Origin of the sequence: Prescottella defluvii, from assembly GCF_000738775.1 — a bacterium.
In the GTDB taxonomy this organism is placed as follows: domain Bacteria; phylum Actinomycetota; class Actinomycetes; order Mycobacteriales; family Mycobacteriaceae; genus Prescottella; species Prescottella defluvii.
Genome location: NZ_JPOC01000033.1, coordinates 47,286 through 64,927, shown reverse-complemented (window position 1 = coordinate 64,927; position 17,642 = coordinate 47,286). Strand labels below are relative to the sequence as shown.

General features: G+C 67.9%; 16 protein-coding genes and 1 tRNA gene. 9 read left to right on the top strand and 8 right to left on the bottom strand.

The window, feature by feature from the left end; genetic code table 11:
• The first annotated feature begins 19 nt into the window (after positions 1-19).
• Positions 20-1,561 (top strand): long-chain-fatty-acid--CoA ligase, encoded by a 1,542-nt coding sequence (locus IJ15_RS0112975; RefSeq protein WP_031938769.1) that lies wholly within the window; start codon positions 20-22, stop codon positions 1,559-1,561.
• Positions 1,562-1,679: 118 nt separating this feature from the next.
• Positions 1,680-3,140 (top strand): glycoside hydrolase family 5 protein, encoded by a 1,461-nt coding sequence (locus tag IJ15_RS0112970; RefSeq protein ID WP_031938768.1) that lies wholly within the window; start codon positions 1,680-1,682, stop codon positions 3,138-3,140.
• A 54-nt stretch (positions 3,141-3,194) separates the two neighbouring features.
• On the opposite strand, the gene IJ15_RS0112965 is transcribed toward IJ15_RS0112970, so the two are convergent.
• Positions 3,195-3,806, bottom strand: a complete 612-nt coding sequence (locus tag IJ15_RS0112965; RefSeq protein ID WP_031938767.1) for a TetR/AcrR family transcriptional regulator — start codon at positions 3,804-3,806, stop codon at positions 3,195-3,197.
• Positions 3,807-3,932: 126 nt separating this feature from the next.
• On the opposite strand from IJ15_RS0112965, the gene IJ15_RS0112960 reads away from it, so the two are divergent.
• Positions 3,933-5,078 carry an acyl-CoA dehydrogenase family protein gene (locus IJ15_RS0112960; RefSeq protein ID WP_031938766.1) on the top strand — a complete coding sequence of 382 codons (1,146 nt, stop codon included), beginning with the start codon at positions 3,933-3,935 and terminating at the stop codon, positions 5,076-5,078.
• Here the strand turns inward: IJ15_RS0112960 and IJ15_RS0112955 are convergent.
• Positions 5,053-6,039: a LysR family transcriptional regulator gene (locus IJ15_RS0112955; RefSeq protein WP_081880719.1), complete on the bottom strand. Its 987-nt coding sequence runs from the start codon at positions 6,037-6,039 to the stop codon at positions 5,053-5,055. The genes IJ15_RS0112960 and IJ15_RS0112955 overlap by 26 nt on opposite strands.
• A 99-nt stretch (positions 6,040-6,138) precedes the next feature.
• Here IJ15_RS0112955 and IJ15_RS0112950 point away from each other — a divergent pair, with 99 nt between their 5' ends.
• The 3 genes from IJ15_RS0112950 to IJ15_RS0112940 all read left to right on the top strand — a co-directional run bounded on the left by IJ15_RS0112950 (position 6,139) and on the right by IJ15_RS0112940 (position 10,096).
• Positions 6,139-7,191, top strand: coding sequence for a YeiH family protein (locus tag IJ15_RS0112950; RefSeq protein ID WP_031938764.1), 1,053 nt, complete (start codon positions 6,139-6,141; stop codon positions 7,189-7,191).
• Between the two features lie 123 nt (positions 7,192-7,314).
• Positions 7,315-9,549 carry an ATP-dependent DNA ligase gene (locus IJ15_RS0112945; protein ID WP_031938763.1) on the top strand — a complete coding sequence of 745 codons (2,235 nt, stop codon included), beginning with the start codon at positions 7,315-7,317 and terminating at the stop codon, positions 9,547-9,549.
• Between the two features lie 157 nt (positions 9,550-9,706).
• Entirely contained in the window at positions 9,707-10,096 is a 390-nt protein-coding gene (locus tag IJ15_RS0112940) for a hypothetical protein (RefSeq protein WP_031938762.1), read from the top strand.
• 32 nt (positions 10,097-10,128) lie between these two features.
• Here the strand turns inward: IJ15_RS0112940 and IJ15_RS0112935 are convergent.
• Positions 10,129-10,201 (bottom strand) — tRNA-Arg (locus IJ15_RS0112935).
• A 264-nt stretch (positions 10,202-10,465) separates the two neighbouring features.
• On the opposite strand from IJ15_RS0112935, the gene IJ15_RS0112930 reads away from it, so the two are divergent.
• Positions 10,466-11,311, top strand: coding sequence for a M23 family metallopeptidase (locus tag IJ15_RS0112930; RefSeq protein ID WP_031938761.1), 846 nt, complete (start codon positions 10,466-10,468; stop codon positions 11,309-11,311).
• Position 11,312: 1 nt separating this feature from the next.
• Here IJ15_RS0112930 and IJ15_RS0112925 read toward each other — a convergent pair whose 3' ends face one another.
• The 5 genes from IJ15_RS0112925 to IJ15_RS0112905 form a co-directional block, all read right to left on the bottom strand.
• Positions 11,313-11,591, bottom strand: a complete 279-nt coding sequence (locus IJ15_RS0112925) for a hypothetical protein (RefSeq protein WP_031938760.1) — start codon at positions 11,589-11,591, stop codon at positions 11,313-11,315.
• A gap of 137 nt (positions 11,592-11,728) precedes the next feature.
• On the bottom strand, positions 11,729-12,529 hold the full coding sequence (locus IJ15_RS0112920; protein WP_031938759.1) for a family 1 encapsulin nanocompartment shell protein: 801 nt from the start codon (positions 12,527-12,529) through the stop codon (positions 11,729-11,731).
• Positions 12,526-13,548 (bottom strand): Dyp-type peroxidase, encoded by a 1,023-nt coding sequence (locus tag IJ15_RS0112915; RefSeq protein ID WP_031938758.1) that lies wholly within the window; start codon positions 13,546-13,548, stop codon positions 12,526-12,528. Before IJ15_RS0112915 ends, IJ15_RS0112920 begins: the two co-directional genes overlap by 4 nt.
• 93 nt (positions 13,549-13,641) lie before the next feature.
• The gene (locus IJ15_RS0112910; RefSeq protein WP_031938757.1) at positions 13,642-14,865 is read right to left on the bottom strand and encodes a globin domain-containing protein; all 1,224 of its coding nucleotides are present in this window, start codon (positions 14,863-14,865) and stop codon (positions 13,642-13,644) included.
• A gap of 26 nt (positions 14,866-14,891) precedes the next feature.
• Positions 14,892-15,344 (bottom strand): RrF2 family transcriptional regulator, encoded by a 453-nt coding sequence (locus tag IJ15_RS0112905; RefSeq protein ID WP_031938756.1) that lies wholly within the window; start codon positions 15,342-15,344, stop codon positions 14,892-14,894.
• Positions 15,345-15,597: 253 nt separating this feature from the next.
• Between IJ15_RS0112905 and IJ15_RS0112900 the strand changes: the two genes are divergently transcribed.
• Together IJ15_RS0112900 and IJ15_RS0112895 are read left to right on the top strand one after the other, a co-directional pair.
• The gene (locus tag IJ15_RS0112900) at positions 15,598-16,524 is read left to right on the top strand and encodes a universal stress protein (protein ID WP_031938755.1); all 927 of its coding nucleotides are present in this window, start codon (positions 15,598-15,600) and stop codon (positions 16,522-16,524) included.
• Positions 16,525-16,579: 55 nt separating this feature from the next.
• Positions 16,580-17,620, top strand: coding sequence for an LLM class F420-dependent oxidoreductase (locus IJ15_RS0112895; protein ID WP_031938754.1), 1,041 nt, complete (start codon positions 16,580-16,582; stop codon positions 17,618-17,620).
• Positions 17,621-17,642 lie beyond the last annotated feature (22 nt).

The following is a 17,642-nucleotide window of genomic DNA, read 5'->3' as shown; positions in this document are numbered from 1 at the left end:
CCCGAGGGAGAACGCCCCGATGCTCAATCTGTCCATGTTCCTGGAGGACTCGGCCCGCAAGTACCCGACCCGCGACGCGCTGGTGCTGGGCGACGACCGGTTCACCTATGCCGAGACCGACGGCCTGGCGAACCAGATCGCCAACCTCCTCGTCGCGTCCGGGATCGAGCCCGGTGACCGGGTTGCGCTCTCCTGCCCCAACCTCCCGTGGTTCCCGATCGTCTACTACGGGATCCTCAAGGCGGGGGCCGTGGTCGTTCCGCTCAACGTCCTGTTGAAGGGGCGGGAGATCGCGTACCACCTGCAGGACTGCGGGGCCACGGCGTACTTCTGCTTCGAGGGCGGACCGGATCTGCCGATCGGGGAGTACGGGCGGGCGGGCTTCGGTGCGGCCGCCTCGTGCCGGTCCATGTTCGTGATCGGCGGCGACGGCGAGTACGGCGAGGGGATCGAGGCGCTGTCGGCGGTGCTCCCCGCGCAGCCGGCGACCTTCGAGACCGTGGTGCGGGAGGCGACGGACACCGCCGTGATCCTGTACACGAGCGGGACCACCGGGCAGCCGAAGGGCGCCGAGCTGAGCCAGTCGAACATGGTGCTGAACGCGTTGGCGTCCAACCGACTGTTCGACAGCACGCCGAGCCGGCCGGACACCCACCTGCTGACGCTTCCGCTGTTCCATTCGTTCGGGCAGACGATCAACATGAATGCCGGGTTCTCGATGGGCGCGACGCTGGTGCTGTTGCCGCGCTTCGAGGCCGGTGCGGCGCTGGAGATCATGGAGCGCGAGTCGATCACGATGTTCGCGGGCGTGCCGACGATGTACTGGGGCCTGCTCGGTGCGGTGGACGACTCGGTCGATGTCGGCCGGATCGCCGCCGATCTCCGCAAGGCCATCTCCGGGGGCGCGGCGCTGCCCGTCGAGATCCTCGAGCGCTTCGAGAAGCGCTTCGGAGTGCAGATTCTCGAGGGGTACGGGTTGTCGGAGACCTCGCCGGTCGCGCTGTTCAGCGATCCGGAGCAGGACCCCCGCGCCGGCTCGATCGGAATTCCGCTGTGGGGCGTGGAGGTCCGGCTCGTCGACAAGGACTGGAACATCGTCGAGGGCGCGGACGTGGTGGGGGAGATCGCCATTCGCGGACACAACGTGATGAAGGGGTACTACGGCCGTCCCGACGCCACCGCGGAGGTGATGCGCGACGGCTGGTTCCGCACCGGCGATCTGGCCCGCCGCGACGCCGACGGCTTCTACTACATCGTCGACCGGGCCAAGGACATGATCGTGCGCGGTGGCTTCAACGTCTATCCGCGCGAGATCGAGGAGGTCCTCATGACGCACGAGGCGGTGTCGTTGGCCGCGGTGATCGGGGTGCCGCACGAGAGTCACGGCGAGGAGGTGCGCGCCTACGTCATCCCGCAGCCGGGTGCCGAGGTCTCCGACGCCGACCTGATCGCGTGGTCGAAGGACCGGATGGCGAGCTACAAGTATCCCCGCGAGGTCCGGATCGTCGAGCAGTTGCCGATGACCGCGACGGGGAAGATCCTCAAACGCGAGCTGGTCTGAGATCCGGCAGCCTTCCGAAGCCCCTTGACCGCGTACGAGATTTCCGAATCGGACTCTTGCGCGGGGGATCCGAGTCTAGGCTCGCGGGCACTTGGACGGTTGTACAGGAAGGCTCACCGTGCGCGCGTTGCTGTTGATCGCCCTGACGGCTCTGACCCTGCAGGCTGCACCGGCTGCGGAAGCGGCTCCCCTCGAGGACGGGTGGACACTTCCGCAGCTGACGGTCGAGGACCGCACGATCAAGGACGTCGACGGTCGGACGGTACTGCTGCGCGGCACGAACGTGAATCAGCTCAACGAGTACGCGCAGAACGGGACCGACCTACCGACGGTGGCTCCGCTGGACCGCACGGACTTCGCGCGAATGGCCGCGCTCGGGTTCGACGTGGTGCGGCTGAACGTGTCGTGGTCGGCGTTGGAGCCCACCCGAGGAGCGTTCGACCAGGCCTACGTTCAGCGGATCCGCTCCGCGGTCCAGGACGCGAAGGACCACGGCATCTACACCGTGCTCGACATGCATCAGGACGCGTGGGGTCCGTTCATCGGGACCCCGGCCGGGCAGGACTGCCCACCGCTCCTCGAACCGGGTGTCGGCTGGGACGGGGCACCGGAATGGGCCACGCTGACCGGTGGGTGGACGACGTGCACCATCGGTGGACTCCGGGAGGCGTCACCGGCGGTTGCCCGTGCGTTCCAGGCGTTCTACGACGACGAGCAGGGCATCCAGGGGCGACTGGTCGCGACGTGGGCCCGCCTGGCCGCCGAGTTCAAGGACGAACCCGCCGTCGCCGGCTACGACCTGCTCAACGAGCCGAACCCGGGACTGCGGGGCCCGATCCTGGCCGCCGACCAGATCGGCCGCTTCTACCAGCGTGCGATCACGGCCATTCGGCAGGCCGAATCCGGTGGCTTCCCGCACCTGATCTTCTTCGAGCCGAGCGCGATCTGGTCGGCGTTCGGGATCGACGCACTTCCTCCCCGCCACTACCTCACCGATCCGCTCGTGGTGTTCTCGCCGCACCTCTACAACCAGTCGATCACCGTCAGCAGCGAATTCCCTTCCCTCGAGTCCGGATTCCGGATCGCTGCGGCGGCAGCCGACTGGTACGACGCGCCGTTGTGGACGGGAGAGTGGGGTTGGTTCGGTGACGCCGACGAGCAGTCCGCGGTCGTGGACCGGTTCGTCGACGCCACGAACGCACATCGGATGGGCGGCGCGTGGTGGTCGTGGACGCAGGCGTGCGGCGATCCGCATGCCGTGCGGGACGGCAACACCGGCAAGCCGCAGGGCAACCTCAACGTCATCGACTGCCCGTCGGGTGAGCCGCTGGGAACGGCCGAGGGATTCGCCACCCCGCTGTCGCGTGCCTACCCGCGCGCGACGCCGGGGGACATCACCGATCTCACGTCGGACGGCTTCAGTGGGACGGGGCGCGGACGGCTGGAAGCCTGGTACCCCGGCGCCGCGAGGCCGCAACTGGACACCACGGATCTCGCGGACGTGGAACTCGTGCAGGTGGACGGCGGCTGGCGTCTGACCGCGCACGCCGACGGTGACTACTCGGTGAGCGGTCGGTGAGCCACCGAGCCGGGGTCTGAGCGATCGCTTAGATGCGCGGACGGGTGCGTGGCGTCATGCACCCGCGTCCACCATCCGTTCGGCGAGTGCCGCGAGCGATGCGCCCACGGCCTCGGGCGTGTGCAGTTCGCGGGACGGGTACCACCGCGCCGTATCGATGCACAGGGACAGGACCGCGAGGGTGGTGACGTCGATGTTGTCGACCGCGAACTCGCCGTCCCGGGTCCCGTCCGAGATGATCGAACGGACCGTCGCGACGATGTCCCGGCGCAGCTGCACCACCCGCGCGTGGATCTCGTCGTCGAGTGCGGCGAGTTCGTACTGCACGACCCGGGCCGTCTTGTGATTCTCGGCGTGCCAGTACGCGAACGCGTAAACCACGGCGCGTAGGCGTTTCGTCGAGGAACCCGCGGCCTCGGCGCCAGCACGCAGGACCGCCAGTGCCGCGGTGTGCCCCTCGAGGCTCAGCCGGGCCAGGACGTCCTGCTTGGACCGGAAATGGATGTACATCGCGGCGGGGCTCATGTTCGCCCCGGCGGCGATCTCGCGCGTGCTGGTCCCGTGGTAGCCCTTGGCCGCGAACGCGTCGCGAGCGGAGTCCAGGAGTCGCTGCTCGGCCTCCCCGATGGGGCGGTCCGTGCGGGGCGCGGCTGACTGCGATGACATTTCGACTCCGACCTCCGGCGCATCCACCGACCCGATGTCGGCGTTCCACGTTGACTTTCTTACACTCCCATCACAAACTAAGCGAACGCTTAGCCGGTGGGGGTTGAGTTGGAAAGGGTTGCGAAGTTGAAGAGAGCAGTTTTCACCGCCGATCACGAACAGTTCCGCGCATCGGTCCATGACTTCCTGGCTCGGGACGTGGTCCCGAACGTCGAGTCCTACAGCGAGAACAAGCTGATCCCCCGCGAGGTGTGGCGTGAGGCCGGCAAGCAGGGGATCCTCGGTCTCGAGATTCCCGAGATCTACGGGGGCAGCGAGGCCGGCGACTACCGGTTCAATGCCGTCGCGACCGAGGAACTGGCCGCCGTCAACATGGCTCTGGCGTCGAGTTTCGGGATCCACTTCGACATCGTGACCCCGTACGTGGTCGACCTCGCGTCGGAGGAACAGAAGCAGCAGTGGTTGCCGCGAATGGCCTCGGGTGACGCGGTGGCGGCGATCGGCATGACCGAGCCGTCCGCGGGGTCCGACCTGGCGAGCCTGAAGTCGACGGCCGTCCGTGACGGTTCGGACTGGGTCCTCAACGGTTCCAAGACCTTCATCACGAACGGCTACACCGCCGACGTGGTCGTCGTGGCTGCGCGCACCGATCCGGAGCAGCGGTCCAAGGGCATCAGCCTCTTCCTCGTCGACGCGTCGCTCCCCGGCTTCGAACGCGGACGCAAACTCGACAAGGTCGGCCAGCCCGAGGCCGACACCGCGGAACTGTTCTTCGACGACGTCCGACTGCCCGCCGACGCGCTGCTCGGCGAGGCCGGCAGTGGATTCGTGGCGATGATGGAACGGCTCCCGCAGGAGCGCATCGGTGCTGCCGTGACCAACATCGGGCACGCCAAGCAGATCCTGCTGGAGACGATCGAGTACGCCAAGGAGCGCAAGGCGTTCGGGAACTCGATCGGTTCGTTCCAGCACAACAAGTTCCTGCTGGCCGAGCTGGTCACCAAGATCGAGGTCGCGCAGGCGTACGTCGATGCGGCGGTGGCGGAGCACGCCGATTCCGGGCTGAGCGCCGTCGACGCGGCCAAGGCCAAGTGGTGGTCCGCGCAGGTGCAGAACGACGTGCTCGATCATTGCGTGCAGTTGCACGGAGGCTACGGCTACATGCAGGAGTACCGAGTCGCCCGAGCCTGGATGGACGCCCGCGTCACGAAGATCTGGGCCGGATCCAACGAGATCATGAAGGAGATCATCGGGCGCGATCTCGCGCTGTGACCTGATCGGCTCGAGGGCTCGGTGGACGAGACGGTCCGCCGGGCCCTTCGCCGTCGAACGGCTCCCGGGGTCGAGTGCGCGCAAGCCGCACCAGCTCCTCGGCGGCGCTGTGGAGGGGACCCTGCGCGCTCCACACCGCGTGGAGGGTTCGCGTGAGATCGAGTCCCTCGACGTCGACGACCAGGAGATCGCCCGACGTCACGTGCTCGGCGACGGCCAACGTGCTCAGCACGGCGGGTCCGACGCCGGCGAGCACGCTACTGCGAATTGCTCCCGAACTTCCCAGCTCCAGCATCGGGGGTGCACCGGGATGTCCCTCGAGTGCAACGTCGAGCGTGGTGCGAGTACCGGAGCCGGGCTCGCGCACGATCAGCGGTGTGAGGGCGAGTTCGGCTGCCGTGACAGGTCTTCTGCGTCGGGCCCAGGGGTGGCCGGGGTGTACGACGACGACCAGCCGGTCCCGTGCGACCGGTGTGCTCTCGAGATGTCGCGGAATCGACGGCGACTCGACGAATCCGAGTTCGCACGAACCGTCGTCGATCTGCTCGAACACTCGATGCGAGTTCTGCACCTGCAGGTGAATTGCGAGATCGGGATGTGACTCCCGAAAGTTGCCCAGCCATACGGGAATCAGATGCTCGGCGATGGTCATGCTGGCGCTGACCGTGAGGCCTCTCGAGCGTTCCTCCTTGAGGCTGTCGACGACTTCGAGCAGCTTGTGGGTGTCGGCCATGATCTTCCGTGCCCAGTGGGCGACGACCACTCCGCCGGATGTCAGTACCGATCCGGTGGGTCTCCGGTGGATCAGCGCGACGCCAAACTGTCGTTCGAGCCGGCGAATGCCACGACTTGCGTTCGGCTGCGCCATTCCGACGAATTTACTTGCTGCACTGAGGCTTCCGAGATCATCGACACCCACCAGCAATTCCAGCGCTGTGTAGTCGAGTGGGTGAAGTGGCATGCAGTGAGTGTAGAGGGGCTCGGGGGGATATCAGATTTGCATGGGGTGTTGCCCAATCGGGCACTACCGCACCGGTCCCCGACGGCGGATCCTCGTACTATGAGTTCCCAACCAGGACAATCGCAATCCGTCGGAGTGGTGGAACCGCCTCGGCCTCGGGATCCGCTGACGACCAAACTCTCCACGTACGTCCCGGGCGTTGCCCTGTCCGCCTCGGCGGCGTTGATCGCACTGGGCGTGAAGTATCTGCTCCCCGCGGTCAGCCCGCTGTTGATCGCGATCATCATGGGAGCGCTGCTGGCGAACCTCGTGATCCTGCCGTCGTCGTTCGGTCCCGGTCTCACCTTCTCCTCCAAGAAGCTCCTCCGCATCGGGATCGCCCTGTTGGGACTGCAACTCGTCCTGGGCGACATCCTCGACCTCGGTTGGGGTGTCATCGTGATGGTCGTCGCGATCGTGGTCCTGGGCATCGTCGGCACCATGTTCGTGGGCGGCCTGCTCGGCATCTCCTGGACGCAGCGGGTGCTCATCGCCTGCGGCTTCTCGATCTGCGGTGCCGCGGCCGTTGCGGCGGCGGACGGCGTCGTGGAGGCGGAGGAAGAAGAGGTCCTCACCGCTGTCGCGCTGGTGGTGATCTTCGGCACCGTGATGATTCCGACGATCCCGTTGGTGGCGAGTGCCTTCGGACTCGGCGATTTCGATGCAGGATTGCTGGCCGGTGGATCCATCCACGAGGTCGCACAGGTGGTTGCGGCGGGTGGCATCATCGGCGGCGCGGCGTTGACGGTCGCGACGATCGTCAAGCTGGCGCGAGTGGTCATGCTGGCGCCCGTCATCGTTGTTCTGAGCGTGCTGCAGCGTCGACGTTCCGCCGGTGAGGCCGTATCGACGAAGCGGCCTCCGGTGCTGCCGCTGTTCGTCGTCGCCTTCCTCGTGTTCGTGGCGGTTCGGTCGACGGGAGTCGTTCCGGAAGGGGTTCTCTCGGTTGCATCGTCCGTCCAGACGGGGTTGCTCACCGCCGCGATGTTCGCACTCGGTGCCGGAGTGCGGGTGGCGACGATCAAGAAGGTGGGAGGCCGGCCCTTCGTTCTGGCGGCGGCGTCCACCGTGTGGGTGTTCCTGATCGCCCTGACGGGCGTGCTGGTGTTGTGACCGGTATCGACGAAACGACATCGCACAGCGGACCCGCCCCCGGTCCCCACAGGCGCGAAATACGGACGGGAGGCGAACGCGCGGGCGCACAATGTGGGTAGTCCGTGACGGGAGGTGCCCCGGATGCCCACGCGCACGATCGACGGCCGACGGCTGACTGTGAGCCGTCTCGACAAGGTGCTGTATCCGGCGACCGGTACGACCAAGGGCGAGGTGATCGACTACTACGTCGCGATCGCGTCCGCCCTGCTCCCGCACGTGGTCGATCGTCCGGTCACCCGGAAGCGCTGGCCCAACGGAGTGGACGAGCCCTCGTTCTTCGAGAAGAACCTGGCCGAGTCCGCTCCGGACTGGCTCAGCCGACGGGCGGTGCACCACAAGGATCGGACCGTCCGTTACCCGCTGATCGATTCGGCCGCGGCGCTCGCGTGGATCGGACAGCAGGCCGCTCTGGAAGTGCACGTGCCGCAGTGGCGTTTCGTCGACGACGAGCCGGGGCCCACGACGCGGCTGGTGTTCGACCTGGACCCGGGCGACGGCGTCGGGCTGACCGAGTGCGCGCGGGTGGCCTTCGCGGTCCGCGACCTGGTCGCGACGCTCGGGTGGACGGCGTTCCCGGTCACCAGTGGCAGCAAGGGAATTCACGTGTACGTGCCGCTGGACCGGGCGCTGGCGCCGGGTGGGGCGTCGACGGTGGCGAAGAAGGTGGCGACGAGTCTGGAACAGATGCACCCCGATCTGGTGACGGCGACGATGGCGAAGTCGGTCCGCGGCGGGCGCGTGTTCCTGGACTGGAGTCAGAACAACGTCGCGAAGACCACCGTTGCGCCGTACTCGCTGCGCGGTCGTTCCGCGCCGACGGTGGCCGCACCGCGCGCGTGGGAGGAACTCGAGGACCCTGATCTGCGGCACCTACGGTTCGACGAGGTCCTCGACCGGTTCCGTCGGGACGGTGACCTGCTCGCCGGACTGGACCCGCCGCTCGATCCGCTCGCCGAGTACCGCCGCAAGCGTGATCCCACTCGCACTCCGGAGCCGATCCCTCGCACGGAATCGGAAGGCGGCGAGGGAAACTCGTTCGTCATCCAGGAGCACCACGCCCGGCGACTGCACTACGATTTCCGGCTCGAGCGCGACGGTGTGATGGTCTCGTGGGCGGTGCCACGGGGTGTGCCGACGTCGCCGAAGGAGAACCGCCTGGCCGTTCACACCGAGGACCATCCGCTCGAGTACGCGAGCTTCTCGGGCAGCATTCCCCGCGGCGAGTACGGCGGTGGCACCGTCAGCATCTGGGACGCCGGAACGTACGAACCGGAGAAGTGGCGGGACGACGAGGTGATCGTCCGACTCTCCGGCCGCCGTGTGCAGGGCCGGTACGCCCTCATCCGCACCGCGGGCGACCAGTGGCTGATGCATCTGATGAAGGACGACGGCGACGGCGACCGGACCGGGTTCCCGCGTGGGCTCGCCCCGATGCTCGCCACCGCGGGCCGTCTCGACGGCCTGGACCCAGGCGAGTGGGCGTTCGAGGGGAAGTGGGACGGCATCCGGCTGATCGTCGAGTTCGACGGCACCGCAATCCGTTTGCGGGGCCGGGCGGGCAACGTCGTCACCGAACGATATCCGGCGTTGCAGTCCCTCGCGCGGACGCTGGACGGGCACCGGGTGGTGCTCGACGGGGAGGTCGTCAGCCTGGACCGGCAGGGGCGGACCAGCTTTCCCGCACTGCAGGCCGGCGGAGTGCCGCAGTTCTGGGCGTTCGACGTGCTCTATCTCGACGGAATCTCCCTCTTCCGCAAGAGCTACGACGATCGTCGTCGCATTCTGGACGCGCTGGCCGCGGCGGTCGACGGATTGGTGGTGCCGCCCCAGCTGGAGGGGTCGGTCGACGACGTCGTCGCGCAGAGCCACGATCTCGAGGGCGTCGTCGCGAAGCGCCGCGATTCGATCTATCTGCCGGGCAAACGGGGATCGGCGTGGATCAAGACGAAGAACTGGCTCACCCAGGAGGCAGTGATCGGGGGCTGGCGTCGTGGCCGGGGCGCTCGCGGCGGGGTGCTGGGGTCGCTGCTGCTCGGCATCCCCGACGCGGACGGCCTGCGCTACATCGGGCGGGTCGGAACCGGATTCGGAGAGCGGGAACTCGAACGCCTCACCGCGATGCTGGCACCCCTCGAGTGCGCGACGAGTCCGTTCGTCGGGGAGGTCCCGGACGTCGACCGGGACACGGTGTGGGTGACACCGGCCGTCGTCGGAGAAGTGCGGTATCGGGAACGTACCGAGGCCGGCCGACTGCGGCACCCGAGCTGGCGCGGGGTGCGGGAGGACAAGCGCCCCGACGACGTGCGGGTCGAGTGACCAGGGTGGCCGGTGACCTCGGCGTAGCCGGATCGCGGTGCCCGCTCCGTTAGGATGACTGCGGCGAATGCGACGGACCGGCCGTGTGTCGGCCCCCGGCGCGATGGCTGTCGCCGCAGTTTCCGTGGGGACCACTTCAAGGCAGAGATGAGGGCAGATGCCCCGCAAGCAGGAACATGCCGACCGTTACAACGACGCGTTGGTCACGCTAGCCGCTGCGACGCACCGCCCCGCCAATATCGTCGACGTGGCCGACGGCTACGCGATTCGGGTCGACTTCGAGTTCAACCGCTATGTACTGGCAACAAACGATCGTGGCGGCTTGACCAGCGACGTCGATGCCATCGAGGTGTGGTCGGTGGCGTTCTACCAGCAGTGTGACTCCGCCGCGGACGAGTTGCTCGCCGAGGCCAGTCACGAGTGGCTCGCCGACGCGTTCGACCTGGCCCTCGATTCGCTGCGGAACTCCGAGAACTGGATCGACGCGGACGCGAAGTTCGGAGAACTCACCAAGCCCGGTCCGGCATCGGATGACGTGCTCCGCTGACCGGGGCGAATTGTCGTAGAAGTTTTCGAGGGTGCCCTCGGCAGGATTCGAACCTGCGACACCGGCTTTAGGAGAGCCGTGCTCTATCCCCTGAGCTACGAGGGCGGGGGCGAAGTGAACGCGTGATCGAACCATCGCGCTGTTCCGCAGTAGGGAGTGTAGCGGCCGGGGGCGGTCCGGGATGAATCGGTCGCAGCGTCCCCGGAATCGGGATCGTCCTGCGTGTGCGCCTGCCGGGCCGAAACCGTCCGGGTAAAGATCCGGTAACGCTAGCCAGGACCTATATGAATTTGTTACTTTGGCCCGGCAGCAAGATCGAGTGCACTCCGGAAGTGTGCGGCCGTAGACGAATTGACGAGGTAGCTGACTGTGGGACGCCATCGCCGGACGGAAGCCGACGCTGTGATCTTCGAGCTCGACCCGACCGCCGTGCGGGGACGCCACCGCTGCGAGGCCTCCGGCCCGAGCGCCGGCCTGAAGGCTGCCACGGTCGCCGCGGCCACGGGTGCGATCCTCACCGCCGGTGCGCAGCTCGGCGCAGGTAGCGCCGCCGCCGACACCGTCGGAGCGCCCGCCCAGGTCCAGCTTCCCGAGGGGCTGCTTCCCGCGGGTCTCGAACTCCCGACCCTGCCTCAGGTCCAGTTGCCGGTCCTGCCGCAGCTGCCCTCGCCCGACCAGGCGATCGCCGCGTTCAAGGCCACGCAACTGCCGGCGGAACTGCCGCAGCCGGTCCAGCAGGCCGTGCGTGATCTCACGGCCGCGGCCGAGTCCACGTTCGGTTCCCTCGATCAGGTGACCAAGCCCCGGGCCGTGAAGCCGGTCTCCGGCACGCTCACCTCCGACTTCGGCCCCCGCTGGGGCAGCCACCACGGCGGTCTCGACATCGCCGCGCCGATCGGCACCCCCGTGTACGCGGCCGCCGACGGCGTCGTCGTCGACGCCGGGCCAGCCTCGGGCTTCGGTCTGTGGGTGCGTGTCAAGCACGACGACGGCACCACCACGGTGTACGGCCACATCAACGACTACCAGGTGACGACCGGCCAGCATGTGTCCGCCGGCCAGCAGATCGCCACCGTCGGTAATCGGGGCCAGTCCACCGGCCCGCACCTGCACTTCGAGGTGTGGAGCCCGGGCGGTGCCAAGTTGGATCCCTCGGCGTGGCTCGAGGAGCGCGGCGTGGCGGTCACCTGGCGCGGTGCCTCCACCACCATGTGAGTCAGGCAGTCGGGGCCGTGGTCCGACGGGATGCGTAGGACAGGCCGCAGGCGGTCATCACCTGACCGAGGCTCAGCGGGCCCTCGGCGCCTCGGGCGCGGGAGAATCGACCGTCCGGTCGCACCCACAGTCGGATCGACGCGTCCACAGAGCCCACCGAGTCCGTAGCGTCCGTAGCGTCCGCGCGTCGGAGCACGTACTCGTCGCAGCCGTCGGGGGAGGGCAGCGTCTCACGCACCACGTGCTGGGCGAATGCGAGTTCGATCAGGTCGTCGATCACGAAGGCTGCTCCTCATCTCCTGAATCGACCGGGGTCGATGCGTCACCCCTCGGTAACGGAGATTAGGTTAGCCTTCGCTACTGATGTGTTGTCAACCCTCGTGACGTGCAGGTGAGCGAAGCAACTCCGACGGCCACCTAGCGGACGGACAACGCCACCGAGGCCTCACCGGTGTAGGTGAGGAACGTCAGCGACTCCTGGAAGTACAGCTCGACCGTCTCGGAATCGTGCGACAGGTAGCCGATCGACAGGTCCTGGCCGATCTGTAGGTCGAAGTCGCCACCACGGGAGGTCAGGACGAAGGCGCCGTCGATCGCCGGCGCCCAGATGATGTCCCCGTCGATGAGACGCTTGATGTGCTCGCGGATCGGGTAGCCGTGATCGGACGTCTCGCTCACCTCCGTGTACGCCTCCGCGCTCAGCAGCACCGAGTACGGGCCGTCGACACCGGCCAGGCGGAGCTCGGACAGTGCCTGGCTGATCATCTCGGGCACGTCCCGCACGTCCTCGGGCAGTTGCAGCGGCGCGTTCGACGAACTTGCCCGGATGCCCTCGATGCCGGCGGCGGCATAACCCTCGAAGATCGCCCGGTCCTCGGCGAAGGCGATCCTCTTCGCGGCCTCCTTCACGGCATCCCAGTCGGAGTCCTGCGCGCCGCGTTCGACGTTGTCGATTTCTTCGCGCGACAGCGTGAACGGCACCCGCAACTCGACGAGCGGGGCGACCCGGCGCTGACGGGCCAGGACGCCGGAGGCGGGAGCCTCGATGGTGGTGGTGCGGCCGAGGCCGACGGCGGAGAAGTCGGTGCCGTGCGGACCCGAGACGTCGACGACGAGGCGTCCCGCGATGTGCCGCTTGAATGTTCGGGACGCCTCCTCCTCGATCGACGCCCAGGCGGCGTCGGTGATGGGGGCGAGACCGCGGTAGAGGTTGTTCATCGTGTGGAACTCCTTCTCAGACTGCCAATTCCGAGTGATCCGTCAGCGGCGGGAGACGGGCTCGTGCCTTCGGTGTCGGCCTGCCGGATGCCCGGCGCCGGAGGGAGGGAGTCGAGGAACTCGACGGTGGGGGAGAAGAACAGGCTGCCGGTGACGGCCGTCGAGAAGTCGAGGATGCGGTCGGTGTTGCCCTCGGGCTTGCCGATGAACATGTTGCGCAGCATCTCCTCGGTGACCGACGGCGTCGCGGCGTAGCCGATGAAGTAGGTGCCGAACTCTCCGTCGCCGAGGCTGCCGAACGGCATGTTGACCCGCAGGATCTGCCGCTCGTCGCCGCTGTCGTCGGTGACGGTGTTCAGGGCGACATGGGAATTGGACGGCTTGACGTCGTCGGCGAGTTCGATGTCGTCGAGCTTGGTGCGTCCGATGACGCGTTCCTGCTCCTCGGTGGAGATCGCGTTCCAGGAGTCCATGTCGTGCAGGTACTTCTGCACGATCACGTAGCTGCCACCGGTGAAGTCGGGGTCCTCGTCGCCGACCAGCGCCGCCTCGGCGGCCTCGATGCTCTCGGGGTTCTCGGTGCCGTCGACGAACCCGAGCAGGTCGCGCTGTTCGAAGTAGCGGAAGCCGTGCGTCTCGTCCACGACGGTCGCCGCGCCCCGCAGCCGTCCGACGATCTTCGACGCCAGTTCGAAGCACAGGTCCATCGACACCGCACGGATGTGGAACAGCAGGTCTCCGGGCGTCGCGGGAGCGTGGTGCCGACCGCCGTCGAGTTCGACGAACTCGTGCAGTTCGGCGGGCCGGGCGCCGTCGAACAATCGGTCCCACGCGGACGAACCGACCGAGGCGACACACACGAGCCCGGAATCCGGGACCCGGAATCCGACCGCCTTGCGTAGGCCGTCGACGTCGGAGAGCAGATCGCGCGTCACGGATTCGCCGCCGTCGTCGACGGTGAGGACGAGGAAGATCGCCGCGGGGGTCAGCGGCGTGAGGATCAACTGAGCTCGGGCCACACCTCACGTTAGAACAGACCGCGCGGCTCCGTCGCCCGTGCGCCATTTCGGTAGCCGGAACTACCGGAAATGGCGCACGGGCGCGAGGGGCCTCTAGGCGGTGGCGCCGGCCCAGCTGTCCGGGCCGAACACCTCGTAGTGGATGTTCTCCGCGGGCACGTCGCGCGCGATGAGCGACTCCTTCATCGCGAGCATGAACGGCAGCGGACCGCACAGGAAGGCGCGGGTGCCGGGCTCGAGCGTGACGTCGGTCAGATCCGCGCGTCCCACCCGGGTCCCGGCGAACGCCTCGCGGGCGCCCAGGTCCTCGTACCAGCGGTGCATCACGCCCGACGGCAGCCGCTCGACCAGTTCGGTGAGCTCCGCGCGGTGCGCGTGCTGGGCGGCGGACCGGTCGGCGTGCAGCACCGACACGCTGCGCTTGTCCTCGGTGGACGCGAGGTGCTCGAGCATCCCGATCATCGGGGTGCAGCCGATACCGGCCGAGACCAGCAGCAGCGGGGCGTCGTCGTCGGGCAGGACCAGGTCGCCGAACGGTAGCGAAACGCTCAGCTCGTCGCCCTCGAAGACGTTGTCGTACAGGAAGTTCGACACCTCGCCCGCGGGGGCAGCGCTGCCGTCGGGCAGGGCCTGTCCGGCGATGCGCTTGACGGTGATCCGCCACTGCGCGTCGGTGGGACCGCACGCGAGGCTGTACTGCCGGATCTGGCGGGCGCCGTCGGGCAGGTGGACGGCGACCGAGATGTACTGACCCGGTGCGAACGTCGGCAGGGCCGAGCCGTCGGCGGCGGCGAGGGTGAACGACACGGTGTCCGCGGACTGGTGAGCGCGCCCCGTCACCCGGATTCTGCGCCACACGTCGCCGGCCTCGACACCGGCCTGCTCGTACAGCCCGGCCTCCATCGCGATCAGCGTGTTCGCCATCAGCCAGTAGACCTCGTCCCACGCGGAGGCCACGTCCGGCGTGACAGCCTCGCCGAGGACCTCGACGATGGCCTCGAACAGGTACTTGTGCACGATCCAGTACTGGTCCGCGGTGATGCCGAGCGACGCGTGCTTGTGCGCGATGCGGGACAGGATCGTCTGCACCCGCGCCGGATCGGGATCGAGTTGCAGGGTCGCGAACGCGGCGATGGCGCCGGCGAGTGCCTTCTGCTGCTCGCCCTGCTGCTGGTTGCCACGGTTGAACAGGTCACGCTCGAGCTCGGGGTGAGCTGCGAACAGCTTGCGGTAGAACAGCGTCGTGATGTCGCCGATCGCGGCGCCCACTGCGGGCAGCGTGGCGCGGACGGTTTCCTTCGAGGCCTCCGAGAGCATCGGATTCTCCTGTCGTTCGAGTGGGGTTACTGCTCGACGACTGCCGGAACGGTGGGTGCCGGCAGCACGGTTGTGAGGGCGGTTGTGGTGAGGTCGCGGACGGTCATCGTGTCCAGAGCTGCGTAGAACGCCGACTGGGCTTCGCGCAGTGCCGAACGCAGGAGGCAGCCGCGACGCAGGGGGCACGGTTTGTCGCCCTCGCACGTGACGACCTCGCCGTCGCCCTCGAGTTGCCGCGTCAGCCAGCCGAGCGACGCGCCGCGGCCCAGTTCGGTGATCGAGAGGCCGCCACCGCGCCCCCTGCGCGTGGTGACGACGCCCAGCTCACTCAGCCGTGCAACAACTTTCGTGGCGTGCGTGTACGACACGGCAAGCTGCTCGGCCACCGCTCGGGTGCTGGGAGCGTCGGCGGCGGGCTGGTCGGCCGCCAGTCGCATGACGATCCGCAGGCCCAGATCGGTGAACTGCGTGAGCTGCATGGCTACGACAGTAGAAAATTGGAATCTCAGATTCCAATTCAATGTGACGCGCATCGCCGTCCGATCTGCGAAGTCCCGACCTTCGCCCCCACGGGGTGGGTACTAAGTCCCGAACTACACGGGACTCATGCATCCCCGCGTAATCGCACTCGAGTGACTAACGTCGAAGGCGGCACCACGATCGGCTCGACCCGAGGCTGGGTCGGCCACGAATGCCACACCGATTCGTCGTCAACGGAAGAGGGTGAGCGGGATGACCGCACAGGGCACGGAGCAGGGCACCAGGGAGCCGTCGGCCGCACGGGACGCCAATTCGGTGGTCGTCGGGGTGGACGGTTCGACGTCCGCAGAGGCGGCCGTCACGTGGGCGGCACGGATGTGCGCGGCCCGCAACCTGTCGCTGCGGATCATCCACGCCCTCGACTTCTCGCCCTACACCTACGGGGCGCCGTACCTCGACGTCGCGGGCATCTACGGCTGGATGGAGGATCAGGGCAAGGAGATCCTCGGTCGTGCCGCCGCGGTGGCCCGGGAGGTGTCCGCGGATCTCGACATCTCCACCGAGGTCTCCACGATGGGCGGTGCCCGCTGGCTGGTGTCGCTGTCCGAGGACTCGCGGGCGCTGGTCCTGGGTGCGTCCGGCAGTGGCGCGGCGGGCGGTATCGGATCCACCGCCGTCAACGCCGCGAGCCACGGTGTGTGCCCGGTGGTCGTCGTCCACGAGCGGGACGGCAAGGTCCCCGATGAGGGTCCGGTCGTGGTCGGCATCGACGGCAGCCCCACCAGCGAACGTGCCATCGGCGTCGCGTTCGAGGAGGCCGCGCAGCGCGGGGTTCCGCTCGTCGCGATCCACGCCTGGAGCGACACCCCGCACGGGACGCTCGCCGGCGGACACCGCGGGATCCGCGACCCCCGGGCATTCGAGGACACCGAACGGGAGGTGCTCTCCGAGCGGCTCGCCGGATGGTCCGACCGGTACCCGGACGTGGACGTCCAGCGCGAGCTCTACATCGACGGCCCCCGCACCCACCTGCTGGCGTGGTCGCAGAAGGCGCAACTGGTGGTGGTGGGCAGCCGCGGCCGCGGTGGTTTCCGGGGGCTCCTACTGGGATCGACCAGCAACGAGCTCGTGCAGAAGGCGCAGTGCCCGGTGATGGTGGTTCGGCCCGAGCGGTCGTAGAGTCCACTACGCCGTAACGTCGGTCACAGACAGATACGAGAGTGGGGTCGCCGAAGTGCGCATCGGTATGGGCTTGAACTACAGCGGAGGTTTCGCGGAGACCGTCGACGAGGTCGCCGACCTGGAGCGGGCGGGCCTGGACATCGTCTTCGTCCCCGAGGCGTACTCGTTCGACGCCGTCAGTCAGCTCGGCTACCTCGCCGCCAAGACGTCGAAGGTGGAACTGGCGTCGGGGATCTTCCAGATCTACACCCGCACCCCAAGCCTGACGGCGATGACGGCGGCCGGCCTGGACTACGTGTCGGACGGCCGCTTCGTGATGGGTATCGGGGCGTCGGGACCGCAGGTGATCGAGGGCTTCCACGGTGTCAAGTACGACGCCCCGCTCGGACGCACCCGCGAACTGGTCGACATCTGCCGTCAGGTGTGGCGCCGGGAGAAGGTCGACTACCAGGGCAAGTACTACCAGGTGCCGCTGCCCGCGGATCAGGGCACGGGCCTGGGCAAGCCGCTCAAGCTGATCAACCACCCTGTGCGCGAGCGCATCCCGATCGTGATCGCCTCGCTCGGGCCGAAGAACGTCGCGCTCACCGCCGAGATCGCCGAGGGCTGGGAGCCGATCTTCTTCCACCCGGAGAAGGCGGAATCGGTGTGGGGCGAGGCGCTCGCGGCCGGCAAGGCGAAGCGGGATCCGAGCCTGGGTGACCTGCAGATCTACGCGGGCCCGGCGCTGGCGATCGGCGACGACGTCGAGCCGATGCTGCAGTGGATCAAGCCGCATCTCGCGCTCTACATCGGCGGCATGGGCGCCAAGGGCAAGAACTTCTACAACGATCTCGCGTGCCGCTACGGCTACGAGGAGGAGGCCGAGAAGATCCAGGACCTGTACCTGGCCGGCAAGAAGGACGAGGCTGCTGCGGCCGTGCCCGACGAGTTGGTGCGGGCGGTCTCCCTCATCGGAACCGAGAGCTTCGTCAAGGAACGTGTCGCCGCGTTCGCCGCGGCCGGTGTGACGACACTCAACGTGACGCCGATGGCGGCGGACCGTCCCGGGCGCGTGAAGCTGATCGAGCAGTTGCGGGCCATCGTCGACTGACGGCCGGCACCGAAGATTTGGA